Here is a 23632-nt window from a genome sequence, read left to right as displayed (position 1 = left end):
CATGCGCCTGGCCGACACCCTGCGTTTTGCCCGCGATGCCGCCACCGGCTACCCGGTGCGTACCGCGCTGTCGGTGCTGGCCATGGCCATCGGCGTCGCCGCCGTCGTACTGCTCACCGCACTGGGCGACGGGGCGCGGCGTTATGTCGTGGGGCAGTTCTCATCGCTCGGCACCAACCTGGTCATCGTGCTGCCCGGCCGCTCCGGCACAGGCGGCTTCAACCCGGCGAACGCCATTACCAGCACGCCGCGCGACCTGACTATCGACGATGCCGCCAGCCTGCGTCGCCTGCCCCATGTCCGCCGCGTCGCGCCGCTCGCCGTCGGCACCTCGGAAATGGCCTTCGGCGGCAAGCTGCGCGAAGTCATGGTTGCCGGCTCGACGGCCGAATTCATCCCGATCCGCCATTTCGAGCTGGCCCAGGGCAAGGCATTGCCCGACGAGGACTGGAACCACGGCTCGTCGGTCGCCATTATCGGCGCCAAGCTGCACGAGGAACTGTTCGGCGCCACGCCGGCCCTCGGCCAGCTGATCCGCATTGGCGACCGCCGCCTGCGCGTCATTGGGGTACTCAAGCCGAGCGGACAGGGGCTGGGCATGAATACCGACGAACTGGTCATCGTGCCGGTCGCCCTGGCCCAGGCGATGTTCAACTCGAACACCCTGTTCCGCATCATGCTCGAAGCCAACAGCCGCGACGCCATCCCGGCCGTCAAGGAAGCGGCGCTCAGCCTGTTGAAGCAGCGCCATCGCGGCGAGGAGGACGTCACCGTCATCACCCAGGACGCCATCCTCGCCACCTTCGACAAGCTGCTCGGCGCGCTGACCCTGGCCGTCGCCGGCATCGCCGCGATCAGCCTGGCCGTGGCCGGCATCCTGGTCATGAACGTGATGCTCGTCGCCGTCACCCAGCGCACCGGCGAAATCGGCCTGCTCAAGGCACTTGGCGCCTCGGCACGCACCATCCGCCTCGCTTTCCTGAGCGAGGCCGCCATGCTCTCGGCAGCCGGTGCCCTGGTCGGCTACGGCCTCGGCCAGATCGGCGCCTTCGTGCTGCGCCAGCTCTTTCCCGTCTTTCCCGCCTATCCGCCGGAGTGGGCGGTGATCGCCGGCCTGGGTACTGCCATCGGCACCGGCCTGCTGTTCGGCGTCATGCCAGCGCGGCGGGCCGCGCAACTGGATCCGGTACAGGCCTTGATGAAGCGCTGACGATGCAAAGTCCACCGCCCAGGCGCCAAACCGCCGCGTCCGTACACAGCCATTCCGTCCTTGCCTTGCTGGGCAACGCCCTGGTGCCGCCGCGCCTTGGCGGTGGACGCTAAGCGCCCATGCTGTTCACCGATGCCCTCAACCTCGCCCTGCGCGCCATCACCGCGCAACGCCTGCGCAGTTTCCTGACCCTGCTTGGCATCGCCGTCGGCATCGCGGCCGTCATACTGCTTACCTCGATCGGCGAAGGCATCCACCGTTTCGTGCTCGGCGAATTCAGCCAGTTCGGCACCAACAACATCACCGCCCTGCCGGGCAAGACGAAAACCGGCGGCACCCCCTCCGGCCTGCCGTCGAGCGCCCGGCCGCTGACGCTGGACGATGCCCGTTCGCTCGAACGCCTGCCGCACATCCTGGCGGTAACGCCCCAGGTCCGCGGCAATGCCGAGGTCGAAGGCAATGGCCGGACGCGGCGGACGCTGGTCTATGGCGTCAACAGCCAGTCGCAGAAGGTATTCAAATCGACCGTGCGCAGCGGTCAGTTCCTGCCCCCCGACGAAGCCGGTAGCGCCCGCGCCTTCGCCGTGCTCGGCGCCAAGGTCAAGGACGAGTTGTTCGGCCCCGATAGCCCGCTCGGCCAGCGCCTGCGCATTGGCGGCCTGCAATTCCGCATCATCGGCGTACTGGAGCCAAAGGGCCAGTTCCTCAGCATCGACCTCGACGACACGGTATTCATCCCCGCTGCACGCGGCCAGGAGCTGTTCAACCGCGAGGGTGTCGACGAGATCAACCTGGCGGTGGCGGAAGGGGCACCCGCCAAGGTCGTTGCCGAGCGCATCCGCCAGCAGCTGATCGAACGCCATGGCCGCGAGGATTTCACCATCGTCACGCAGGAGGAGATGATGGCGACGCTGTCCAACATCCTCAATGTGCTGACCATGGCCGTCGGCGCCCTGGGGGGCATTTCGCTGCTGGTTGGCGGAGTCGGCATCGTCACCATCATGACCATCGCAGTCAGCGAGCGGACCGGCGAGATCGGCCTGCTCGTCGCGCTCGGCGCACCGCGCCGCACCATCCTGCTGCTTTTTCTCGGCGAGGCCATCGCGCTCTCCGCGATCGGCGGCCTGCTCGGCCTGACCATCGGCTTCGGGCTGGCGCAGCTGATCCACCTCCTGCTCCCTGCCCTGCCGGTGCACACGCCGCTCACCTTCGTGCTCCTCGCCGAAGGCCTGGCCATCGCCATCGGCCTCGCCGCCGGCGTGCTGCCTGCCCGCCGCGCCGCGCTGCTCGACCCGGTCGAAGCCTTGCGCGCCGAGTGAGGGGCTATTCATCCATACGCATCAGTATGGTAGAGTGCCTTTTTCCCAACCGATCAAACGCAAGGAGTCCAGCATGACCTATCACATCGATCAGCTGCATCCCGGCATGTCCGCCAGCACCTCCAAGACCGTCACCGAAGCCGACATCATCCTGTTCGCCGGCATTTCGACCGACGTGAACCCGGCCCACCTCGACGAGGAATACTGCAAGGGCACCATGTTCGGCACCCGCATCGCCCACGGCATGCTCTCCGCCGGCTTCATCTCCGCCACGCTGGCCAACAAGCTGCCCGGCCCCGGCACCATCTACCTGTCGCAAACCCTGAAGTTCAAGGCCCCGGTCAAGCCGGGCGACACCGTCACCGCCACCGTCACCGTGCGCGAAGTCAATGTCGAGAAGAACCGCGTCATCCTCGACACCGTGTGCACCGTCGGCGGCAAGACCGTGATCGACGGCGAATGCCTGATGATGCCGCCGGTGCGCGCTGCCAAGCCGGTCGGCACCGTCTGATCGCCGCTGCTCCCAAACAAAAACGCCGGCTGCGAGCCGGCGTTTTCATTGAGGGAACGGGCAGCCTCCAATCAGAAGGCCTCGCCCTCGCGCAGGAAGCGCCACTGCCCCAACGGCAGGTCGCCCAGGCGAATCCGGCCGATGCGCACGCGCTTCAGGCCAATCACCTTCAAGCCGACCAGTTCGCACATGCGACGAATCTGCCGCTTCTTGCCTTCCTTGAGGATGAAGTGCAACTGGTCCTCATTGAGCTGCTTGACCCAGGCCGGCTTCAACGGCTTGCCGTCAAGTTCCAGGCCATGGCGCAACAAGTCGAGGCCGCCCTTGATCATCTCGCCGGAAACGCGCACCAGGTATTCCTTTTCGGCCTGGCTGTCCTCGCCGATCAGCCGCTTGGCTACCCGACCGTCGCTGGTCAGCACCAGCAGACCGGTCGAATCGACGTCCAGCCGCCCGGCCGGGGCCAGGCCACGCAGCATCCACGGCTTGAATTCCGGGTCGCCCGACTGCACCACCTGGGTTTCCGGCGTAATCAGCGTGACGGCTGGAATGCAACCGGGTTCCGGCTGGCCGGAAACGTAACCGACCGGCTTGTGCAACAGGATAGTGACCTGCTTGGCCTGATCCTTCTGCGCTGCCTTCGAAATCGTGATGTCCGCCGACGGATCGATGCGTGTACCCAGTTCGCTGATCTGCTCACCATTGACGAACACCCAGCCGCGCTCGATCCACAGGTCAGCCTCGCGGCGCGAACACAGGCCGCGTTCGGACATCACCTTGGACAGGCGGACACCGCTCGGTGCATCGGCCCGGGCAACCGGTGCCGTAACGGGCCCCTTGTCTACCGGTCGAACCGGGCGCCGCTCGGCCGGCTTGCCGGCCGATGCCCAGGGGCTCTCCGCGGACGGCGCAGTCGCCTTGACCGGCCGGGCAACGCGCTCGTCCCGCCGGTCGCCCCGCACTTCCCGGGGCTTGCCAGCAGGCGCCCACGGATTTTCGCCGGCAACGGACTCCGGACGCGGCTTGCGCAGAGCATCCGGACGATCCGCCTTGCGCTCGGCCGGCTTGCCAGAAGCACCCGACGTTTTTTCGCGCGGTGGCGCGCCAGACGTTTCAGTCACGCCTGAACGCGGCTTGCGCGGCAAGGCGCCGCCGCGCAGCGGGCGTTTGCGCGCCCCTGGCTCGCCCAGCGCCGCCTTGTTCACCCCCAGCGTGCCGGAAGGGTTCGCTGCCGGCTTGTCAGCCAGCGGCTCGGCGGCCGCCGACTCAACCGGCGGCGCGGCAGGCCTGGCTTCCGACTTGGGCTCGCCTTTCCGGTCGACCTTCGTGGCGCCGGCCTCCGGCTTGCGCCACTTGGCCCACGGGTCGCCCGGATTATCCTTGCCTGATTCGCTCATTGCAGGTCGAGCAGCTCAACCTCGAAAACCAGCGTCGCGTTCGGCGGAATCACACCGCCGGCTCCCCGGGCACCGTAGCCCAGGTGGGCCGGAATGGTCAGCTTGCGGGCGCCACCGATCTTCATGCCCTGCACGCCCTCGTCCCAGCCCTTGATCACATGGCCCTGGCCGAGCGGGAACTGGAAGGGATCGTTGCGATCCTTGCTGGAATCGAACTTGCTGCCGTTGGTCAGCCAGCCGGTGTAATGCACGGTCACGAAATGACCGGCCTTGGCCTCGGCGCCTTCGCCGACGACGGTATCCTCATAAACCAGCCCGGAGGCAGTGGTGATCTCAGCCATGAAACGCTCCTTTGCGAAAGGCGGGAAGTCTACCATAAGCCATTGAAAACCCTTTGACTTATCGGAGTTTCTCCGTATAATGCGCGGTTCTTCGTAGTACCCTTTGTATTAATTTCGGAGTCCAACCCATGTATGCGGTCATAAAAACCGGCGGCAAGCAGTATCGCGTTTCCGCTGGCCAAAAACTCAAAGTAGAACAGATACCGGCAGACGTTGGCGCAGAAGTCACGCTCGATCAGATCCTCATGGTAGGTGAAGGCGAGTCCGTGAAGATCGGCGCCCCCTTCCTTGCTGGCGCCACCGTCAAGTGCACCGTGGTTTCCCACGGCCGTCACGACAAGGTCAAGATTTTCAAGATGCGCCGTCGCAAGCACTACCAGAAGCGTCAGGGCCATCGTCAGAACTACACCGAACTGCGCATCGACACGATCGCTGCCTAAGTTCAGACAAGGAGCTAGTTAAATGGCACACAAAAAGGCAGGCGGTAGTTCGCGTAACGGCCGCGACTCACAGGCACAACGACTGGGCGTCAAGCGCTACGGCGGTCAATTCGTCCTGGCTGGCAACATCATCGTTCGCCAGCGCGGCACCGAATTCCACCCGGGCGAAAACGTTGGCTGCGGCAAGGATCACACCCTGTTCGCCCTGAAGGACGGCGTGATCCAGTTCACCGTCAAGGGTGAAAAGAAGCGCCGCACCGTGTCGATCGTTCCGGCCGCCGAATAATTCGGCCCGGCGGAAGAATCAGAAAAGCCCTATCCGCCCGGATAGGGCTTTTTGCTTTATCGGCCTGCGCTTTCCCCGAGAGCCCAGCCCGATAAAGCATCAACGCCTCACACGAGGCAGGAAGAACACACCATGAAGTTCATCGACGAAGCAAAAATCTTTGTGAAGGCCGGCGACGGCGGCAACGGCATCGCCACCTTCCGGCGCGAGAAATACATCCCGATGGGCGGCCCGAACGGCGGCGACGGCGGCAAAGGCGGTAGCGTCTATGTCGTGGCCGACCGCAACATCAACACGCTGGTCGATTACCGCTACACCCGCAAGTTCCTCGCCCAGCGCGGCGAAAACGGCGGCAGCGCAGACTGCTACGGCGCAGGCGGCGACGACATCGTGCTGCGCATGCCGGTCGGCACCGTGGTCACCGACCTCGCCACCGGCGAAGTGCTGGCCGACCTCGCCGAGCACGACCAGAAGGTGCTGATCGCCAAGGGCGGCAAGGGCGGCCTCGGCAACATCCATTTCAAATCCTCGACCAACCGCGCCCCGCGCCAATGCACCAAGGGCGACCCCGGCGAGGAATTCGAACTCGGCCTCGAACTGCGCGTCATCGCTGACGTCGGCCTGCTCGGCCTGCCCAACGCCGGCAAGAGCACGCTGATCCGCGCCATCTCGGCCGCCCGTCCGAAAGTCGCCGACTATCCCTTCACGACGCTGCACCCGAACCTCGGCGTTGTCCGCGTCGGTGCCGAAAAGAGTTTCGTCGTCGCCGACGTACCCGGCCTGATCGAAGGCGCCGCCGATGGTGCCGGCCTCGGCATCCGCTTCCTCAAGCATCTGCAGCGCACCCGCATCCTGCTCCACCTCGTCGACATCGCCCCGATCGACCCGGATGCCAACCCGGTCAAGGATGCCAAGGCCATCGTCGGCGAACTCGAAAAACACGACCCGGAACTCGCCGCCAAGCCGCGCTGGCTGGTGCTCAACAAACTCGACCTGATCCCGGAAGAAGACCGCGAAAAGGCCGTAAAGGACTTCCTGAAGGCCTACAAGAAAGCCATGAAATACGACGGCCCGGTCTTCACCATCGCCGCCATCAACGGCGAAGGCACTAAGCCGCTGATCTACGCCATTCAGGAAGCGCTGGAACAGATGGCCATTCCAGTCGAAACCGACGATACCCCGACAGACGAACCCCCTGAGGCCGGCGCATGAGCAAGACACAGCTTGCGACGTCTCGCCGACTGGTCGTCAAAGTCGGCTCAGCCCTCGTTACCAACAACGGCAATGGCCTTGATCTCGCCGCCATTGCCGACTGGGCCCGCCAGATCACCCAATTACGCGCCGCAGGCAAGGAAATCGTGCTCGTTTCCTCCGGCGCCGTCGCCTGTGGCGTGCAACGCCTGGGCTGGGGGCGCCGACCGAAAACCGTGCACGAAAAACAGGCCGCCGCCGCTGTTGGCCAGGCCGGGCTGGTCGAAGTTTATGAAGCCGCTTTCATGCAGCACGGTCTGCACACCGCGCAACTGCTCCTCACCCATGACGATCTCGCTGACCGCAAACGCTATCTGAATGCCCGGTCAACGCTCGCCACCCTGCTCGAACTCGGCGTCGTCCCGATCATCAACGAAAACGACACAGTCATTACCGACGAAATCAAGTTTGGCGACAACGACACCCTGGGCGCCCTGGTCGCCAACCTGATCGAAGCCGATGCGCTGATTATCCTCACCGATCAGCAAGGGTTGTACACCGCCGATCCGCGCAAGGACCCGGCCGCTACACTGGTTAGCGAGGCCACTGCCGGCGACCCCGCACTCGAAACCATGGCCGGCGGCGCCGGCAGTTCGGTCGGCACCGGCGGCATGATCACCAAGGTTATTGCCGCCAAGCGCGCCGCCCGCAGTGGCGCCCACACCGTCATTGCCAATGGCCGGGAAACCGATGCCATCCTGCGCCTGGCCACCGGCGAATCCGTCGGCACGCTGCTCACCGCCCAAACCCAGCCCCTCGCTGCCCGCAAGCAATGGCTGGCCGATCACCTGCAACTTGCCGGCCGCCTGATGCTTGACGCTGGCGCCGTGCAAGCCCTGGCTGCCGGCAAAAGCCTGCTCCCGATTGGCGTCGTTACCGTGGACGGTGAATTTGAACGTGGCGCCGCTGTCGCCTGCATCGACCCGAGCGGCAAGGAAATCGCCCGCGGCCTAAGCAACTACGGCAGCGGCGAAGCTCGCCTGATCGCCCGCAAATCGACCGGCGAAATCGAGGAACTCCTTGGCTACGTCGATGAGCCCGAGATCATCCACCGCGACAATCTGATCCTGCTCGACGGAGCAGGACCTCGGATTGGCAACTTCTCACACTAAAAAAGGGACAACTTCAGATACGGCGCTCACTACGCCCCCCCCCCCGAGAACAGCAAGTCATCAGCCCACTTATTGGACAGCGCTTTGGCGTAAGAATTCAAGCATCCCTATGCTGCTCTCCTGCCGAAACCGGCAAAACTGAGGTCTCCCCCTGTTTACCTTGACCGTCGCCAAAGTCTGCGGCGTGATTTTGGGCGCAACAGGCGGAGCAGACTATCTCAATTGAAATCAAGAAATCCGCCCAAATACGGCAAATACGTCTGCCAAGTAAGAGACTTGGGCACCCCGCGGATTTGTTGCTTCAGGACTAACGCAACGGCGAATGGCTCAGAGTTGAGTTAACCGGGAATCACCGCACCACGAGGAGGAGCATAGTGATTGGTCCAGTTCAGCGGTTGCTGAAAGGCATCGACAGAATCTGACACCTCAAAGAAAAACGGGAGCCGAAGCTCCCGTTTTTGTATCTAGATCTGGTTTAAGCCAGATTAGAAGGAGTGACGTACGCCGAAGGAGAAACCTTGAACGGCAGCGCCATCAGCAACACCAGCGGTAGTGGCGGTGGAGTTAGCGTTGGAAACACCGTACATGTAGTCGTAGTTAGCGTTGTTCTTGTTGTTGATGCGGCTATAAACAGCCTTCAGGACGGTACGCTTGGACAGGTTGTGCTCGTAGCCCAGAACGTAGTGGTTAGCACCTTCCTGATCTTGCACGTTGTTCTTGACGTCGCCCGCGTGACCCCACTGAGCCAGAACAGCACCGCGACCAACGTTGAACTTACCAGACAGATACCAAACGTTTTGCTTCAGATCGTCGCCGTTGGTCAGGTTGATACGAGCACGGTCAAACAGAACGCCCACTTGACCGAAGGCAGCCTTGTACATAACGGCAGCGCGGTGATCGTCCAGCTTGTTCCAGCCGGCGGCCAGGCCATCAGAAGCCAGGGAACCATTACCCGCGGCATTCACGGCGGTGTAAGCATAACCAGCATAGATCGGGCCAGTTTCATAGTTCAGGCCCAGGGTCCAAGCGGTGTTACCTTGGTTGGCATTATCTTGACCCATAGACTCACGACCAGCCAGCGCGGTACCGTTGAAGGTATTGGTCAGGCCAGTGGAGTAGCCGATAACACCGCTGAAGCCAGCGAAGTTCGGGGAAACGTAAGCGATAGCGTTGTTGATGCGCTGGTCGAAAGCACCTGCACCAGCACCACCACCCAGCTTGCCCAGCAGAGCGGTGTTAGCACCAATGCCAGTAGCGCCAGTGTTAACGTCAAACTTGGCACCCAGAGCGCGGGTCGGGCCAGTCAGGTTACCCATCAGCAGGGTGCCGTAGTTGCTGGACAGACCAACGTAGGAGTCGCGGTTGTTCCAAACGCCAGCAGCGCCGTTTTCGGTGGTCAGACCGTTTTCGAACTGGAAGACAGCCTTCAGACCGTTGCCCAGATCTTCAACACCCTTGAAACCGATGTAGGAAGAGTTGGCGGTAACGCGATTGCGGTTGTTGTAATCCAGGCGATCGCTGTTGCCAGTCGAACCAGTAGCGCGAACGCTGTCGAAGGTTGCGTCAGCAACGCCGTAGATGGTGACGTTGGTTTGGGCGAAAGCGGCCGAAGAAGCCAGAGCAGCAACTGCCAGAGCGATAATCTTCTTTTGCATCAGAAAATCTCCTTAGTGGTTAGTTTTTGATCTGACCCGCGGGCCAGACCAAGCTTTACCTCTCGGATCGAGAAGTTGCGTCGATTGTCGCAAAGAGCCAAAGCCGGCAGCAACCTTCGAATGCGTCGTTGCCACACTAAAACCGCCCTTTGTTGCATTGGCGCAACACATCTGCCAGACCGAGCGAAAAGCCTTTCCAACCTGGCAGACGGGGGTTTCCAAGCCCCCCCTCGATTAAATTGGAGAGCCAACAGCGTTGGCTGACGGCTGGCCAACCGGAATGATGGCTTTTTTAATTAGGGCCAGTAAATTGTCAGGTAACTGCGGAGAAGCCCAGCCCGGATATCCTCACGCAAACAAGCGGGCGAGTTCTTCCCCCGGCTCGCTGGCCCGCATGAAGGCTTCGCCGACCAGGAAGGCATCGACCTTGTTGGTACGCATCAAAGCGACATCGTCCGACTTGAGGATGCCGCTTTCGGTCACGACGATGCGGTCATGCGGAATGCGGGACAGCAGCCCGAGGGTGGTATCGAGCGTGACGTCGAAAGTACGCAGGTTACGGTTATTGATACCGAGCAACGGCGTCTGCAGCTGTAGCGCGACATCGAGTTCTTCCCCGTTGTGGACCTCGACCAACACGGCCATGCCGTAGCCCATGGCCTGTGCTTCAAGCGCCTGCATGTCGGGCAGGCTCAGAGCAGCGGCGATAAGCAGGATGGCATCGGCCCCCATCGCCCGCGCTTCGGCGACCTGGTAGGCGTCGACCATGAAGTCCTTGCGTAGCACCGGCAGATTGCATGCGGCACGGGCTTGCTGCAAATATTCCGGGCAGCCTTGGAAGTATTGACGGTCGGTCAGCACCGACAGACAGGCTGCGCCGTGCTGCTCGTAGCTGCGGGCGATGTCGGCCGGTTTGAAATCCGGGCGAATAATGCCCTTGGAAGGGCTGGCCTTCTTGATCTCGGCGATGACGGCTGGCTGGCCGGCGGCAATCTTGCGGCGGATGGCGCCCACGAAATCGCGCGGCGCCGCCTGGGCGGCCGCTTCGACCTCGACTGCGGCCAACGGCTTGACTGCCCTTGCGGCGGCGACCTCTTCGTACTTGGTCGCGACGATTTTATCGAGAATATCAGCCATCACCGACCACCCAATCGTTGCGTGCATTGCACGAACTGGTCGAGCTTGGCGCGCGCCGCGCCGCTGGCGATGGCTTCGCGGGCCTTGGCGATACCGTCGCCGATGCTTTCCGCCACATTGGCGACATAGAGCGCGGCACCGGCGTTGAGGCAGACAATTTCGCGTGCCGCACCGGGCTGGTTGGCAAGAACGCCGAGCAGCATTTCCCGGGATTCCCCGGCGCTGCCGACGCGCAACTGGCGCAAGGACTGCATCTGCAAGCCATAGTCTTCCGGATGGATCTCGTACTCACGGACTTCACCATCCTTCAGTTCACCGACCATGGTGGCGGCACCGAGGGAAATTTCGTCCAGGCAATCCTTGCCGTGCACAACCAGCACGCGCTCGGCGCCCAGGCGCTGCATGACGCGCACAAGAATGCCGACGAGGTCGGGATGGAAAACCCCCATCAGGGTGTTCGGCGCACCGGCCGGATTGGTCAGCGGGCCGAGAATGTTGAAGATGGTACGGACCCCCATCTCGCGACGAACCGGCGCGACGTGCTTCATGGCGCTGTGATGATTCGGCGCGAACATGAAGCCAAAGCCGGTTTCCGCGATACAGGCGGCAACCTGTTCGGGCGACAGCATGATGTTGGCACCGAGCGCCTCCAGCACGTCGGCCGCGCCGGAACTGGACGACACGCTCCGCCCGCCGTGCTTGGCGACCCTGCCGCCGGCGGCGGCCACGACGAAGGCCGAGGTCGAGGAGATATTGAAGGTATGGGCCGCATCGCCCCCGGTGCCAACGATATCGACAAAATGCTTGTCATAAGGCACCTTGACCGGCGTCGCCAACTCCCGCATGACGCTGGCGGCGGCGGCAATCTCGCCGATGGTTTCCTTCTTGACGCGCAGCCCGGTGATGATGGCGGCGATCATGACCGGCGACACCTCGCCGCCCATGATCTGGCGCATCAGGGAGATCATTTCGTCATGGAAGATTTCGCGGTGCTCGATGACACGCTGCAGGGCGGCTTGCGGGGTCATTTCTGGTGTTCCTCGAGGAAATTCTTCAACAGGTCGTGACCGCGCTCGGTCAGGATGGATTCGGGGTGAAACTGGACGCCCTCGACCGCCAGCGTCTTGTGGCGAACGCCCATGATCTCGCCATCGTCCGTCCAGGCGGTGATCTCCAGGCAATCGGGCAGCGATTCGCGCTCGATGGCCAGCGAGTGGTAGCGCGTGCAAGTCAGCGGGTTGGGCAAGCCCTTGAAGACGCCGATATCCTTGTGATGCACTGGCGACACCTTGCCGTGCATCAGCTGCTTGGCGTGCACGATCTTGCCGCCGAAGGCTTCGCCGATGGACTGGTGGCCGAGACAGACGCCGAGCAACGGAATCTTGCCGGCGAATTCCTTGATCGCGGCAAGCGAGATACCGGCCTGGGCCGGCGCGCAGGGGCCGGGAGAAATGACCAGATAATCGGGCTTGAGCCGGGCGATCTCGGCCAGCGTGATCGCATCGTTGCGGAACACCCGGACGTCCTGCCCGAGCTCGCCGAAATACTGGACGATGTTGTAGGTGAAGCTGTCGTAATTATCGATCATCAGCAGCATGCTGTTGATTCCTTGCCTGTTTGGTTAGTCATGAATTCTACCTCGGCGACACGCCGGGCAGGCGAAGGAGCATGCTTTCACGCTAAAATGCGCCCTTTCCCGCCGGACCCGTTTATGACCGCCGCTCTCTCCATTCCGCCGCACAGCCTCTCCATCGTCGTCCCGTTCTACAACGAGGAAGACAACATCGCGCCGCTGGTCAAGCGGGTGCATGAGGCGCTGGCCGGTTACCAGCATCCGTGGGAACTGGTGCTGGTCGACGACGGCAGCAGCGATGCGACGGTGGATCGCGCCATGCAGTGTGCGCGCGAATATGGGCCGCATGTCCGCGTCGTCGAACTGACCCGCAACTTCAAGCAGACCGCCGCCATGCAGGCTGGCCTGGATGCAGCGCGCGGCGACGTGATCGTGACCATGGACGGCGACCTGCAGAACGACCCAGTGGACATTCCGCGGATGGTCGCCCGCCTGCTCAATGAAGACCTCGACCTGGTCGCCGGCTGGCGGCAGAACCGCCAGGACGGCCTGTTCCTGCGCAAGATTCCGTCGAAGATCGCCAACCGCCTGATCGCCCGCATGACCGGTGTCAAGCTGCGCGACTACGGCTGCAGCCTGAAGGCCTATCGCGGCGACGTGATCAAGCGCGTCCGCCTGTACGGTGAAATGCACCGCTTCATCCCGGCCTGGATGGCGACCGTGACGACGCCGCGCCGCATCGCCGAGGAGCCGACGACGCACCACGCCCGCACGGCTGGCGTTTCCAAGTACGGTATTTCGCGCACCTTCCGTGTCATCCTCGACCTGATCGCGGTTTATTTCTTCATGCGCTTCCGTGCCCGCCCCGGCCATTTCTTCGGCAGCATCGGCCTGGCGCTGACCGCCATTTCCGGCCTGGTGCTGGCCTGGCTGGCCTGGGTGAAGTTCGGACTGGGCGAGTCGATCGGCGGCCGGCCGCTGCTCATTGTCGGCATCGGCACACTGATCGCCGGCGTACATTTCATCACCACCGGCGTGCTGTCCGAGCTGCTCGCCCGCATCTATTTCGAGTCGGGCACCGTCCGTTCCTACTCGGCGCGCCAGATGCCGGAACTGGCTGCCGACGAAGCCTGGCACCAGCCAGACTGAACCACCCGCCAAGGCAGCCCGAGAAGCCGCTCCGAATGAGCGGCTTTTTTGCGCGAACATGCTGCCCCCGCTCAGTTGAAGCGGGTATCGAGACCTTGTTCGGCCAGCTCGGCGGCGCGTAGCACGGCCCGGGCCTTGTTCTGGGTTTCCTGCCATTCCGATTCGGGATTCGAATCCGCGACGATGCCGGCCCCGGCCTGGACATGCAGTTTCTTGTCCTTGATGACGCCGGTGCGGATGGCGATGGCGACGTCCATGTCGCCGTTGAAACTGAGGTAGCCGACCGAGCCGGCGTAGATGCCGCGCTTGACCGGCTCCAGTTCGTCGATGATTTCCATGGCCCGCACCTTGGGGGCGCCGGACACGGTACCGGCCGGGAAGGTGGCGCGCAGCACGTCGAGGGCATCGAGACCGGGCTGCAGCCTGCCTTCGACGTTCGAGACGATGTGCATCACGTGCGAGTAACGCTCGACGATCATGTTTTCGGTGACCTTGACCGAACCGACCTTGGCGACGCGGCCGCAGTCGTTACGACCGAGATCGAGCAACTGGGTGTGCTCGGCGCGTTCCTTCTCATCGGCCAGCAGTTCGACGGCCAGTGCGGCATCCTCTTCCGGCGAAGCACCGCGTTTGCGGGTACCGGCAATCGGTCGCACGGTGACCCGCTCGCCCTCCAGGCGTACCAGGATCTCCGGCGAGGCGCCGACGACATGGTAGTCCTCGAAGTCGAAATAGAACATGTAAGGCGACGGATTCAGGCTGCGCAGGGTGCGGTACAGGGCCAGCGGGCTGGCCATGAACGGTTTGGTCATCCGTTGCGACAGCACGACCTGCATGATGTCACCCTCGGTGATGTAGCGCTTGGCCTTGAGCACGGCCTGCTTGAAGGCAGCCTCGCCGAAGGTGGATACCGCCGGCTCGGAATGCACTGGCTGTTCGGCCGGCAAAGTCACTGGCGTGCGCAGCTTGCCGAGCAACTCCTTCAGGCGGGAACGCGCCTTCTGGTAGGCGCCGGGGAAGCCGGGCTCGGCGTAGACGATCAGGGTCAGCTTGCCGGACAGGTTGTCGACGACAGCCAATTCTTCGGAGAGCAGCAGGCCGATGTCCGGCGTGCCGATTTCGTCCGGCTTGTTCGTACGGGTCAAGCGGGTTTCGACATAGCGCACGGTGTCGTAGCCGAAACAGCCGACCAGACCACCGCAGAAACGCGGCAGGCCGCTGGCCGGCGGGGCACGGAAGCGCTGCATGTACTTGCCGATGAAGTCGAGCGGATTGGTATCGTCCTCGCGCTCAGCGATGCGGTTCCCGGTCAGCACCAGCACCTGGTGGCCATTGACCACAATGCGGGTCTGGGCAGCCAGGCCGATGATGGAGTAGCGGCCGAAACGCTCGCCGCCCTGCACGGATTCGAGCAGGTAGGTGTAGGGGCCGTTGGCCAGTTTCATGTAGATCGACAGCGGGGTGTCGAGGTCGGCAAACGTCTCCAGCGAAACGGGGATACGGTTGTAGCCTTGCGCGGCCAGCGCGTTGAATTCGGTTTCAGTCATGGGAAGCCTCGAAAATGACGGTTGTTTTTGCACACTGCATGCGCCCTGTCTCAACGTGGGCGCCGAACGGACGAGCGATTACGGACGCCAGCGGCGCCAACGAAGCTCGATGTTCCAGTGATGCAAGGGGGTCATTTCGTCAGGAGGTCTTGAAGGTGAGGGCTTGCTGGTAGGCAGCAAGCAGATCGGATACTAGCGCATCGCAATCGGCACTGTCCACCGGCTTGCCTTCGTTGTAGCCGTAGGGCACGCAAAAGGCCGGGCAACCGGCGGCATGGGCGGCGTGGATGTCGTTTTCGGAATCACCGATGTGCAGATTGCGGTCGGGCCGCACGCCGAACAGGCGGCAGGCGTGCAGGATGGGCTCGGGATGCGGTTTCTTGTGGGCGGTGGTATCACCGGAAACGATTACGTCGAAGAAATCGCTCATGCCCATGCGGTCGAGCAGCGCCTCGGTAAACATGCCGGGCTTGTTGGTCACGACGCCCATTTTCGCGCCGCTGGCTTGCCACGCCTTCAGGCCGTCGAGCACACCCGGATACACCAGCGTGAAACGACCGTTGACCTCGGTGTAATGACGCTTGAAGGATTCGATGGCGGCCTGCAGCGCCTCGGCCGTCGGCGGCTTGTCGTGGGTCAGGCAACGCTCAACCAGTACCGCCATGCCCTTGCCGACGAAGCTGTGCACCTCGGCCGGGGTGCGCTGCGGGGCGCCGATCTCGTCGAGCATCAGGCGGCAGGCTTCGGCCAGGTCGGCGATGGTGTCGAGCAGGGTGCCGTCAAGGTCGAAGGTGACCGATTGGAAACGCATCTCAGACCTTGGCCAGTTCGCTGCGCAGCGCACCAATGATCGAATCGTAGCGGTGCGGATCGCTGTCCTTGCCGGCCCCATAGACGGCCGAACCGGCGACAAAGGCATCGATGCCGGCACGGGCGATTTCGGCGATGTTGGCAGTGTTCACGCCACCATCAATTTCAAGGCGGATGCGGCGGCCGGTTTCGCGCTCGTAGGCATCGAGCTTGGCGCGGGCCTGCTTCGCCTTGGCCAACGTGCCGGGGATGAATTTCTGACCGCCGAAACCCGGGTTGACGCTCATCAGCAGGATGAGGTCGAGCTTGTCCATGACGTAGTCCATGTGGTCGAGCGGGGTAGCCGGGTTGAAGACCAGGCCGGCCTGGCAGCCGCCGTCGCGAATCAGCGACAGGCTGCGGTCGATGTGCTCGGAGGCCTCCGGGTGGAAGGTGATGATGTTGGCCCCGGCTTTCACGAAATCGGGAATGATGCGATCGACCGGCTTGACCATCAGATGCACGTCGATCGGTGCCGTCGTGCACGGCCGGATGGCCTCGCAAACCAGTGGGCCGATGGTCAGGTTGGGAACATAATGGTTGTCCATCACGTCAAAGTGAATCCAGTCGGCTCCCGAGGCAATGACGTTGGCCACTTCCTCGCCCAGTTTGGCGAAGTTGGCGGACAGGATGCTCGGTGCGATGACGTAATCTTTGGCTGACATAATGACCCCTTCCACAAGAACAACCGAAATTATCCCATGCCCGACAACAAGTATCGTATCGAAGTCCATCCCCGCCCGCAGTTCATTCCGGAGCAATCCGATCCGGAAAATGACCGCTACATCTTCGCTTACACGATCACCATCACCAACACCGGGCAGATTGCAGCCCAGCTGGTTTCCCGACACTGGATCATCACCGATGCACACAATACGATTCAGGAAGTGCGCGGCCTGGGCGTCGTCGGCCAGCAGCCGCTGCTGCAACCGGGCGAAAGCTACGAATACACCAGCGGCTCGTCGCTGACGACGCCGATCGGCACGATGAAAGGCACCTACCAGATGGTGGCCGAGGATGGCACGCACTTCGAAGCCGAAATTCCGGAATTCGTACTTGCCACGCCGCGCGCCCTGCATTGAGCCTCAAACACACCTACACGCTGATCGCGCCCTTCTACGATGCGATGCTGGCCCGTGCCACGCGGGCGGCCCGGCAACGCAGCCTGGCGGCCCTGCCGACCGACCCCGGCCGCGTGCTGCTGGCCGGGGTCGGCACCGGACTGGATTTGCCGCACCTGCCGGCGCAGCACCACTACATCGGGCTGGACCTGACCCACGCCATGCTGCGCCGCGCCCTGTCGCGCGTCGGCCCGGTCGATTTCGCCCCCGTGCAAGGTGACGCCCAGCGCCTGCCGTTTGCCGATGGCGCCTTTGACCATGCCGTGCTACACCTGATCCTGGCCGTCGTCCCGCACCCGGCCGCCTGCTTCGCCGAAATTGCCCGCATCGTCAAACCCGGTGGCAGCGTGCTGGTATTCGACAAGTTCCTGCGTCGTGGCCAGCCAGCCCTGCTGCGCCGACTGGCCAATCCGCTGGTGCGCCGGGTGGCTACCCGGCTCGATGTCGTGTTTGAAGACCTGCTCCCCGCGGCACCACAACTGGCGCTGGAGCACGACCAACCAGCCCTAGCCGGCGGTTGGTTCCGGATGATCCGCCTGCGCCGGTACTAGGGGCTCGACCGGGAGCGGCTCCGGCTCGTCCTTGCCGAGTGCGTCCTCGATCCAGGCCAGCATCAGCGTGTAGGTCACGGCCAGCACGACCGGCCCGACGAAGATGCCGATCAGCCCGAAACCGAGCATGCCGCCAATCACCCCGGCAAAGATCAGCAGCAGCGGCAGATCGGCGCCACGCTTGATGAGCATCGGACGCAGGAAGTTGTCCAGGCTGCCAACGACCAGACTCCACACCAGCAGGAAGCTGGCCCAGCCGGTAGCCTCCGTCCAGAACAGCCAGCCGGCCGCCGGCAAGAGCACCAGCATCGGCCCGATCTGCGCAATGCACAACATCAGCATGAGGGCAGACAGCAGGGAAGCCAAAGGCACACCGGCGACAGCGAGGCCGATGCCGCCGAGCGCTGTCTGGACGATGGCCGTGACGCCCACGCCCAGCGCCACGCCACGTATCGCCTGACCAGCCAGGATGATTGAATTCTCGCCCCGCTCGCCGGCCAACCGGCGGCCGAAACGCCTCGCCATGCGCGCGCCCGACTCACCGCCCGAATAGAAAATGGCGGAAATCGTGACAACCAGCAGGAACTGGATGAGCATGCCGCCCAGGCCACCAACCTGGGCCAGCAGCCATTTGCCGGCATCGGTGGCGTAGGGCATCGCCTTGGCGAACACACCTGCCGTTCCACCGGCCGCCAGTTGGCTCCAGGCCGTTGCGATCCGCTCGCCCACCAGGGGCAAGGCACCGACCCAGGCCGGTGGCAGTGGCAGACCATGGGCTGCGACGGATTTGCCCGCTGCCGCCAGTTGATCCGCATGATCGAGCATGGTGTCGATCGCCAGCCACAGGGGCAGCACGAGGAGGAGGAGCATGGCGAGGCTCATCAACGCCACCGCGACGCCGCGCCGCCCGCCGAGACGTTCTTCCAGCCCACGGAAGAGCGGCCAGGTGGCGACGACCAGCATGGCCGCCCAGACCGAAGCGGCCAGGAAGGGGCGCAAGACCCACAGGCTCAGGCCGATCAGACCGAGAATACAGAGGATGGCCAGGGTATTGCGCGCCAGGTCGCGGCGGATATCGGTCATGGCAGCAAAAAGGAAAACGGGAATCAGCCGAATATAGCGCGGATTCGCAGATCCTTTGTCTTCGCGACAATGTCGTCGAGCGTCGTACCGTCTGCCAGTGTCACCTGCCGATGGGCCCCGGCATTGAGCAAGACCTGGATCACCGCCAGATGGCCGTTGGCAACAGCCTTGAGCAACGGGGTGGAGCCGTCATTCGCATCCAGGTTGGGATTGGCCTGGCGATCAAGCAGTTGATTCACCACCGCCAGATGACCGCGGGCCGCTGCTTGCAGCAGGGGGCTGATTCCAGCGTTGCTCAGCACGTTGGCCGGCACGCCCCTATCAAGCAGTAGTTTCACCACCACCGGATAACCGCTGAAGGCCGCCCAGTGCAAGGGGGTGTAACCCCCGCGATCCTTGGCGAAAAGATCGGCCCCGCATTCGAGCAACATCAGCGCCAACTGTTCACGGCCGTGGAAGGCGGCGATCGTCAGCGGGGTCCATTCCCGTGCATCGCGCGTATCGACATCAAAACCGGCCTGTACGAACATGGCACAAACTTGATGATTACCCGCCTCGGCAGCCTTGGCAAAGCCTTCGCGACTGAAGGCGAAGCCCAGGTTTTCGATCTCTTTGACCAGGCGCTCCTGATCCCATTGATATGCAGCCAGCGGAGCGCGGACAGGCGCCTCCTCGGCCACCAGTAAATGACCGATGCGATCGTAGGCAATGCTCAAGGACATGATCTCGGCCGCCACTTCTGGCGGGAATCCCTGGCGATTGGGCCGGCTCGGGATCATCAATTCGGTGAAATAATCCGCTGTCGCTCCGGCGTCACCCCACATCGCTTCGATTTTGCGGGCGACATGAGGGAAGCGTGCCACCAATTGATGGGGGTACTTGTTGCGAAAGTCGCTGTCCAGCAGAAAAGCGAGAGGGGGCTTGTCATCGCTCATGTCACGCCGACGCTCCGGAAATCATGGGTCAAAAGTACAACTTTCCGGCCGGTAGCACAAACGCCCATTCCACGTGACAAGGCCCGCACACCGGCGGGCCTTGTGTTTGCTTCGTAGCCCCGCGGGGCATTCGGCTACGAACGATAGTCGGCGTTGATCTTGACGTAATCGTAGGAGAAATCGCAGGTGAAGACGCTGGCCTGCGCATTGCCGCGACCGAGGTCGACGCGTACGGTGATCTCGGCCTGGGCCATGACGCGGGCGCCCTCCGCTTCCTGATAGGCCGCCGCGCGGCCGCCGTTCTCGGCAACCAGCACATCATCCAGCCAGACCTTGACGCCATCGACATCGAGATCGGCGATGCCAGCGTAGCCAACGGCAGCCAGAATGCGGCCAAGGTTGGGGTCGGACGCGAAGAACGCCGTCTTGACCAGCGGCGAGTGGCCGATGGCATAGCCGACCTGGCGGCATTCCTCGACCGTCTTGCCCCCCTGCACGGCGATGGTGATGAACTTGGTGGCGCCCTCGCCGTCACGGACGATGGCCTGAGCCAACTCAACGGCAACGGCAACGATGGCCGCCCGGACCTCATCCCAGCCGGCATCGGCTTCCGAAGCGAAGGCTGCACCGGATTGGCCGGTGGCGATCATCACGAAGGAGTCGTTGGTCGAGGTGTCGCCATCGACGGTGATGCAGTTGAAGGACGCATCGGCCGCCTCCTTGACCAACTTGTCGAGCAGGGACTGGGCAATGCCGGCATCCGTGGCGACGAAACCAAGCATGGTCGCCATGTTCGGCTTGATCATGCCGGCACCCTTGGAGATGCCGGAAACGGTAATCGTCTTACCACCCACCGTGATGCGGCGCGAAGCGGCCTTGGCCACCGTGTCGGTGGTCATGATGGCGTGCGCGGCGGCATGCCAGTTGTCCGCCTTCAGATCGGCCTTGGCAGCCGGCAGGCCGGCCTTCAGACGGTCGACCGGCAGCGGTTCGAGGATGACGCCGGTCGAAAAGGGCAGAACCTGGTCGGCAGCAATGCCCAGCAACGCGGCCACCGCTTCACAGGAAGCCTGCGCCGTCTGGCGCCCCGGCTCGCCGGTGCCGGCATTGGCGATGCCGGTATTGATGACCAAGGCACGGATTTCCTTGCCGGTTGCCAGATGGTTACGGCAAAGCTGAACCGGCGCCGCGCAGAAACGGTTCTGCGTGAAGACGCCGGCCACGGTGCAGCCGCCATCGAGCGCAACCAGGGTCAGGTCGCGGCGGTTCTTCTTGCGGATTTCAGCCTCGGCGACACCGAGGCGAACACCGGCGACGGGAAGGAGTTGGTCAGCAGCAGGCGTGGCGTAATTGACAGGCATTCGTTGGACTCCAAAAGCATCAAGGCACCGCCTTGGGTGCCTTGGGGGTCAGATCAGGAAAGTTTTCCGTGGCAGTGTTTGTACTTCTTGCCCGAGCCGCAGGGGCAGGGGTCGTTGCGACCGATCTTCGGGCCGCTTTCGACCGGCGACGCAGTCTGCGGCTGAGCCCCACCTTCGCCCAGCGCCTCGTCGTAACCGGCATGCTGGTACTGCACATTCTGCACATCGGCATGCGGCGCGGTTTCCTCGACATCTTCCGGCGAACGAATCTGCACGGTGTAGACGATGCGGGTCACTTCACGGCGTACGAGGTCGAGCAAGCCCTCGAACAGTTCGAAGGCTTCGCGCTTGTACTCCTGCTTCGGGTTCTTTTGCGCATAGCCGCGCAGATGGATACCCTGGCGCAGGTGATCGAGCGCCGCCAGATGCTCGCGCCAGTGGCTGTCCAGGCTCTGCAGCATGACATTGCGTTCGAACTGGTGGAAAGTCGGTGCGCCGACCAGTTCCACCTTGGCCTGATAAACCTCGTCGGCCCCCTTGACGATGCGTTCGAGGATTTCCTCGTCGGACAGCGTCGGCTCGCTCTTGAACCACTGGGCGACCGGTGCCTCGATCTGCAATTCGGCCGCCAGGGTGCGTTCCAGACCTTCCATGTCCCACTGCTCTTCGACGGAATCGGCCGGCACATGGGCGCGGAAGATCTCGGCGATGACGCTCTGCCGCATGGCGGTGATGGTTTCCGAGATGTCTTCGGTTTCCAGCAATTCGTTGCGCTGCTGGTAGATGACCTTGCGCTGATCGTTGGAAACGTCGTCGTATTCCAGCAACTGCTTGCGGATATCGAAGTTGCGGGCCTCGACCTTGCGCTGCGCCGATTCCAGCGAGCGGGTGACGAGCGGATGCTCGATCGCCTCGCCCTCCGGCATCTTCAGCTTGTCCATGATGGCGCGCAGGCGCTCGCCGGCGAAGATGCGCAGCAACTGGTCGTCGAGCGACAAATAGAAGCGCGACGAACCGGCATCGCCCTGGCGACCGGCGCGGCCGCGCAGCTGGTTGTCGATACGGCGCGACTCGTGGCGCTCGGAACCGATGATATGCAGGCCACCGGCGGCCAACACCTGTTCGTGCACCTTCTGCCATTCGTCCTTCAAGGCCGCCACCTTCGCCGCCTTGTCGTCGGCGGACAGGGCCTCATCGCTGTTGATGGCGTCGATGTCCTTCTGGATGTTGCCGCCAAGGACGATGTCGGTACCGCGACCGGCCATGTTGGTGGCGATGGTGATCATCCCCGGACGGCCGGCCTGGGCGACGATCTCGGCTTCGCGGGCATGCTGCTTGGCGTTGAGCACCTGGTGCGGCAGCTTTTCCTGGTCGAGGAGGTGCGACAGCAGTTCGGAATTCTCGATCGAGGTCGTGCCGACCAGCACCGGCTGGCCGCGCTTGGCGCAATCCTTGATGTCGGCGATGATCGCCGCATGCTTCTCGTCGGCCGTCTTGTAGACCAGGTCGTTCATATCCTTGCGGACCATCGGACGATGGGTCGGGATGACGACGGTTTCCAGACCGTAGATCTGCTGGAATTCGTAGGCTTCAGTGTCGGCCGTGCCGGTCATGCCGGACAGGCGGCTGTACATCCGGAAATAATTCTGGAAGGTGATCGAGGCCAGGGTCTGGTTCTCGGCCTGGATTTGTACACCTTCCTTGGCCTCGACGGCCTGGTGCAGGCCGTCGGACCAGCGGCGGCCGGCCATCAGGCGACCGGTGAATTCATCGACGATGACCACTTCGCCGTTCTGCACGACGTAATGCTGATCCTTGTGGAACAGCGACAGCGCACGCAGGGCGGCGTTCAGGTGGTGCATCAGTGAGATGTTGGCGGCGTCGTAGAGGCTGGAGCCTTCCTTGAGCAGACCATGCTCGGCGAGCAATTGCTCGGCGCGCTCGTAGCCAGCCTCCGATAGATGGACCTGGTGACCCTTCTCGTCCACCCAGTAGTCGCCCTCGCCCTTTTCTTCCATGGCGCGCGTCAGCTTGGGCACAACGTCCTTCATGCGCAGGTAGAGATCGGTATGGTCGTCGGCCTGGCCGGAGATGATCAGCGGCGTACGCGCTTCGTCGATCAGGATGGAGTCCACTTCGTCGACGATGGCGAAGTTCAGGCCGCGCTGCACGCGCTGGTCGGCCGTATAGACCATGTTGTCGCGCAGGTAGTCGAAACCGAATTCGTTGTTGGTGCCGTAGGTGATGTCGGCGGCGTAGGCAGCCTGCTTGGCCTCGTGGTCCATCTGCGACAGGTTGACGCCGACGGTCAGGCCGAGGAAGCGGTGCAGGCGCCCCATCCACTCTGAATCGCGGGTTGCCAGATAGTCGTTGACCGTGATGACATGGACCCCCTTGCCGGAGATGGCGTTCAGGTAGGCGGGCAGCGTACCGACCAGCGTCTTGCCTTCACCGGTCCGCATTTCGGCGATCTTGCCGTAGTGCAGGACCATGCCGCCGATCATCTGGACGTCAAAGTGGCGCATGCCGAGCACGCGCTTGCCGGCTTCGCGCACAACCGCAAAGGCTTCCGGCAACAGGTCGTCAAGCGACTCGCCGTTGGCGTGGCGCTGACGGAACTCGTCGGTCTTGGCCTGCAACTGCTCGTCGGAGAGCGCCTGCAGGGCTGGCTCCAGCGCATTGATGCGCTTGACGGTCTGGGTGTATTGCTTGATCAGCCGGTCATTGCGGCTGCCGAAAATCTTCTTGAGTAGGCCGGATATCATCGCGTTCTTCAGTGGTTGCGCGGTGCAGCAAAGGGCGGA

23 protein-coding genes are annotated in these 23632 nt (G+C 63.2%); 10 read left to right on the top strand and 13 right to left on the bottom strand.

Features of this window, described 5'->3' with window-relative positions:
- The first annotated feature begins 1 nt into the window (after nt 1).
- The 3 genes from K420_RS0108515 to K420_RS0108505 all read left to right on the top strand — a co-directional run bounded on the left by K420_RS0108515 (nt 2) and on the right by K420_RS0108505 (nt 3040).
- Entirely contained in the window at nt 2–1210 is a 1209-nt protein-coding gene (locus K420_RS0108515) for an ABC transporter permease (protein WP_027457681.1), read from the top strand.
- Nucleotides 1211–1329: 119 nt separating this feature from the next.
- Nucleotides 1330–2529: an ABC transporter permease gene (locus K420_RS0108510; RefSeq protein WP_027457680.1), complete on the top strand. Its 1200-nt coding sequence runs from the start codon at nt 1330–1332 to the stop codon at nt 2527–2529.
- Nucleotides 2530–2602: 73 nt separating this feature from the next.
- On the top strand, nt 2603–3040 hold the full coding sequence (locus K420_RS0108505) for a MaoC family dehydratase (protein WP_027457679.1): 438 nt from the start codon (nt 2603–2605) through the stop codon (nt 3038–3040).
- Between the two features lie 71 nt (nt 3041–3111).
- On the opposite strand, the gene K420_RS20105 is transcribed toward K420_RS0108505, so the two are convergent.
- Together K420_RS20105 and K420_RS0108495 are read right to left on the bottom strand one after the other, a co-directional pair.
- Complete coding sequence (locus K420_RS20105; RefSeq protein WP_084019598.1) at nt 3112–4437, bottom strand: pseudouridine synthase; 1326 nt, start codon at nt 4435–4437, stop codon at nt 3112–3114.
- Nucleotides 4434–4778 carry an FKBP-type peptidyl-prolyl cis-trans isomerase gene (locus tag K420_RS0108495; RefSeq protein ID WP_027457677.1) on the bottom strand — a complete coding sequence of 115 codons (345 nt, stop codon included), beginning with the start codon at nt 4776–4778 and terminating at the stop codon, nt 4434–4436. The genes K420_RS20105 and K420_RS0108495 overlap by 4 nt, the downstream gene beginning before the upstream one ends.
- A gap of 128 nt (nt 4779–4906) precedes the next feature.
- On the opposite strand from K420_RS0108495, the gene rplU reads away from it, so the two are divergent.
- The 4 genes from rplU to proB all read left to right on the top strand — a co-directional run bounded on the left by rplU (nt 4907) and on the right by proB (nt 7867).
- The gene (rplU, locus tag K420_RS0108490) at nt 4907–5218 is read left to right on the top strand and encodes a 50S ribosomal protein L21 (protein ID WP_011289195.1); all 312 of its coding nucleotides are present in this window, start codon (nt 4907–4909) and stop codon (nt 5216–5218) included.
- A 22-nt stretch (nt 5219–5240) separates the two neighbouring features.
- Nucleotides 5241–5504 (top strand): 50S ribosomal protein L27, encoded by a 264-nt coding sequence (rpmA, locus tag K420_RS0108485; RefSeq protein WP_027457676.1) that lies wholly within the window; start codon nt 5241–5243, stop codon nt 5502–5504.
- 132 nt (nt 5505–5636) lie between these two features.
- Nucleotides 5637–6716, top strand: coding sequence for an Obg family GTPase CgtA (gene cgtA / locus K420_RS0108480; protein ID WP_027457675.1), 1080 nt, complete (start codon nt 5637–5639; stop codon nt 6714–6716).
- Nucleotides 6713–7867, top strand: a complete 1155-nt coding sequence (gene proB, locus K420_RS18470) for a glutamate 5-kinase (protein WP_051453020.1) — start codon at nt 6713–6715, stop codon at nt 7865–7867. The genes cgtA and proB overlap by 4 nt, the downstream gene beginning before the upstream one ends.
- A 485-nt stretch (nt 7868–8352) precedes the next feature.
- On the opposite strand, the gene K420_RS0108470 is transcribed toward proB, so the two are convergent.
- From K420_RS0108470 to K420_RS0108455, 4 genes are all read right to left on the bottom strand, one after another.
- Complete coding sequence (locus tag K420_RS0108470) at nt 8353–9522, bottom strand: porin (RefSeq protein ID WP_027457674.1); 1170 nt, start codon at nt 9520–9522, stop codon at nt 8353–8355.
- Nucleotides 9523–9870: 348 nt separating this feature from the next.
- A complete protein-coding gene (gene trpC, locus K420_RS0108465; RefSeq protein WP_027457673.1) occupies nt 9871–10659 on the bottom strand; it encodes an indole-3-glycerol phosphate synthase TrpC in 789 nt (262 codons plus the stop codon).
- The gene (trpD, locus tag K420_RS0108460) at nt 10659–11687 is read right to left on the bottom strand and encodes an anthranilate phosphoribosyltransferase (RefSeq protein ID WP_027457672.1); all 1029 of its coding nucleotides are present in this window, start codon (nt 11685–11687) and stop codon (nt 10659–10661) included. Before trpD ends, trpC begins: the two co-directional genes overlap by 1 nt.
- Nucleotides 11684–12256 carry an aminodeoxychorismate/anthranilate synthase component II gene (locus K420_RS0108455; RefSeq protein WP_027457671.1) on the bottom strand — a complete coding sequence of 191 codons (573 nt, stop codon included), beginning with the start codon at nt 12254–12256 and terminating at the stop codon, nt 11684–11686. The genes trpD and K420_RS0108455 overlap by 4 nt, the downstream gene beginning before the upstream one ends.
- Nucleotides 12257–12370: 114 nt before the next feature.
- Here K420_RS0108455 and K420_RS0108450 point away from each other — a divergent pair, with 114 nt between their 5' ends.
- Nucleotides 12371–13381 (top strand): glycosyltransferase family 2 protein, encoded by a 1011-nt coding sequence (locus K420_RS0108450; protein ID WP_027457670.1) that lies wholly within the window; start codon nt 12371–12373, stop codon nt 13379–13381.
- A gap of 71 nt (nt 13382–13452) precedes the next feature.
- Here the strand turns inward: K420_RS0108450 and trpE are convergent, their stop codons facing one another.
- The 3 genes from trpE to rpe form a co-directional block, all read right to left on the bottom strand.
- On the bottom strand, nt 13453–14928 hold the full coding sequence (gene trpE / locus K420_RS0108445) for an anthranilate synthase component I (protein WP_027457669.1): 1476 nt from the start codon (nt 14926–14928) through the stop codon (nt 13453–13455).
- Nucleotides 14929–15067: 139 nt separating this feature from the next.
- Nucleotides 15068–15739: a phosphoglycolate phosphatase gene (locus K420_RS18465; RefSeq protein ID WP_035854633.1), complete on the bottom strand. Its 672-nt coding sequence runs from the start codon at nt 15737–15739 to the stop codon at nt 15068–15070.
- A 1-nt stretch (nt 15740) separates the two neighbouring features.
- Entirely contained in the window at nt 15741–16442 is a 702-nt protein-coding gene (rpe, locus tag K420_RS0108435; protein ID WP_027457668.1) for a ribulose-phosphate 3-epimerase, read from the bottom strand.
- A 36-nt stretch (nt 16443–16478) separates the two neighbouring features.
- Between rpe and apaG the strand changes: the two genes are divergently transcribed.
- Nucleotides 16479–16859: a Co2+/Mg2+ efflux protein ApaG gene (gene apaG / locus K420_RS0108430; RefSeq protein ID WP_027457667.1), complete on the top strand. Its 381-nt coding sequence runs from the start codon at nt 16479–16481 to the stop codon at nt 16857–16859.
- Entirely contained in the window at nt 16856–17449 is a 594-nt protein-coding gene (locus K420_RS0108425; protein WP_027457666.1) for a class I SAM-dependent methyltransferase, read from the top strand. The genes apaG and K420_RS0108425 overlap by 4 nt, the downstream gene beginning before the upstream one ends.
- On the opposite strand, the gene ydiK is transcribed toward K420_RS0108425, so the two are convergent.
- The 4 genes from ydiK to secA form a co-directional block, all read right to left on the bottom strand.
- Nucleotides 17405–18532 carry an AI-2E family transporter YdiK gene (ydiK, locus tag K420_RS18460; protein WP_035854632.1) on the bottom strand — a complete coding sequence of 376 codons (1128 nt, stop codon included), beginning with the start codon at nt 18530–18532 and terminating at the stop codon, nt 17405–17407. The two genes, K420_RS0108425 and ydiK, sit on opposite strands and share 45 nt — an antisense overlap.
- A gap of 23 nt (nt 18533–18555) precedes the next feature.
- A complete protein-coding gene (locus K420_RS18455) occupies nt 18556–19467 on the bottom strand; it encodes an ankyrin repeat domain-containing protein (RefSeq protein WP_051453019.1) in 912 nt (303 codons plus the stop codon).
- Between the two features lie 134 nt (nt 19468–19601).
- Nucleotides 19602–20828, bottom strand: coding sequence for a bifunctional glutamate N-acetyltransferase/amino-acid acetyltransferase ArgJ (gene argJ / locus K420_RS0108410; protein WP_027457665.1), 1227 nt, complete (start codon nt 20826–20828; stop codon nt 19602–19604).
- 53 nt (nt 20829–20881) lie between these two features.
- Complete coding sequence (gene secA, locus K420_RS0108405; protein ID WP_027457664.1) at nt 20882–23593, bottom strand: preprotein translocase subunit SecA; 2712 nt, start codon at nt 23591–23593, stop codon at nt 20882–20884.
- Nucleotides 23594–23632 lie beyond the last annotated feature (39 nt).

This window comes from Dechloromonas agitata is5 (genome assembly GCF_000519045.1).
In the GTDB taxonomy this organism is placed as follows: domain Bacteria; phylum Pseudomonadota; class Gammaproteobacteria; order Burkholderiales; family Rhodocyclaceae; genus Azonexus; species Azonexus agitatus.
The sequence above is the reverse complement of the archived record's forward strand: the minus strand, read 5'-3'. Positions and strand labels throughout refer to the sequence as shown.

What these genes read in the sequence shown, in the direction of transcription:
- K420_RS0108515 (WP_027457681.1), top strand. Translation starts at nt 2, where the DNA reads ATGCGCCTGGCCGACACCCTGCGTTTTGCCCGCGATGCCGCCACCGGC.
- K420_RS0108510 (WP_027457680.1), top strand. Translation starts at nt 1,330, where the DNA reads ATGCTGTTCACCGATGCCCTCAACCTCGCCCTGCGCGCCATCACCGCG.
- K420_RS0108505 (WP_027457679.1), top strand. Translation starts at nt 2,603, where the DNA reads ATGACCTATCACATCGATCAGCTGCATCCCGGCATGTCCGCCAGCACC.
- K420_RS20105 (WP_084019598.1), bottom strand. Translation starts at nt 4,437, where the DNA reads ATGAGCGAATCAGGCAAGGATAATCCGGGCGACCCGTGGGCCAAGTGG.
- K420_RS0108495 (WP_027457677.1), bottom strand. Translation starts at nt 4,778, where the DNA reads ATGGCTGAGATCACCACTGCCTCCGGGCTGGTTTATGAGGATACCGTC.
- rplU (WP_011289195.1), top strand. Translation starts at nt 4,907, where the DNA reads ATGTATGCGGTCATAAAAACCGGCGGCAAGCAGTATCGCGTTTCCGCT.
- rpmA (WP_027457676.1), top strand. Translation starts at nt 5,241, where the DNA reads ATGGCACACAAAAAGGCAGGCGGTAGTTCGCGTAACGGCCGCGACTCA.
- cgtA (WP_027457675.1), top strand. Translation starts at nt 5,637, where the DNA reads ATGAAGTTCATCGACGAAGCAAAAATCTTTGTGAAGGCCGGCGACGGC.
- proB (WP_051453020.1), top strand. Translation starts at nt 6,713, where the DNA reads ATGAGCAAGACACAGCTTGCGACGTCTCGCCGACTGGTCGTCAAAGTC.
- K420_RS0108470 (WP_027457674.1), bottom strand. Translation starts at nt 9,522, where the DNA reads ATGCAAAAGAAGATTATCGCTCTGGCAGTTGCTGCTCTGGCTTCTTCG.
- trpC (WP_027457673.1), bottom strand. Translation starts at nt 10,659, where the DNA reads ATGGCTGATATTCTCGATAAAATCGTCGCGACCAAGTACGAAGAGGTC.
- trpD (WP_027457672.1), bottom strand. Translation starts at nt 11,687, where the DNA reads ATGACCCCGCAAGCCGCCCTGCAGCGTGTCATCGAGCACCGCGAAATC.
- K420_RS0108455 (WP_027457671.1), bottom strand. Translation starts at nt 12,256, where the DNA reads ATGCTGCTGATGATCGATAATTACGACAGCTTCACCTACAACATCGTC.
- K420_RS0108450 (WP_027457670.1), top strand. Translation starts at nt 12,371, where the DNA reads ATGACCGCCGCTCTCTCCATTCCGCCGCACAGCCTCTCCATCGTCGTC.
- trpE (WP_027457669.1), bottom strand. Translation starts at nt 14,928, where the DNA reads ATGACTGAAACCGAATTCAACGCGCTGGCCGCGCAAGGCTACAACCGT.
- K420_RS18465 (WP_035854633.1), bottom strand. Translation starts at nt 15,739, where the DNA reads ATGCGTTTCCAATCGGTCACCTTCGACCTTGACGGCACCCTGCTCGAC.
- rpe (WP_027457668.1), bottom strand. Translation starts at nt 16,442, where the DNA reads ATGTCAGCCAAAGATTACGTCATCGCACCGAGCATCCTGTCCGCCAAC.
- apaG (WP_027457667.1), top strand. Translation starts at nt 16,479, where the DNA reads ATGCCCGACAACAAGTATCGTATCGAAGTCCATCCCCGCCCGCAGTTC.
- ydiK (WP_035854632.1), bottom strand. Translation starts at nt 18,532, where the DNA reads ATGACCGATATCCGCCGCGACCTGGCGCGCAATACCCTGGCCATCCTC.
- K420_RS18455 (WP_051453019.1), bottom strand. Translation starts at nt 19,467, where the DNA reads ATGAGCGATGACAAGCCCCCTCTCGCTTTTCTGCTGGACAGCGACTTT.
- argJ (WP_027457665.1), bottom strand. Translation starts at nt 20,828, where the DNA reads ATGCCTGTCAATTACGCCACGCCTGCTGCTGACCAACTCCTTCCCGTC.
- secA (WP_027457664.1), bottom strand. Translation starts at nt 23,593, where the DNA reads ATGATATCCGGCCTACTCAAGAAGATTTTCGGCAGCCGCAATGACCGG.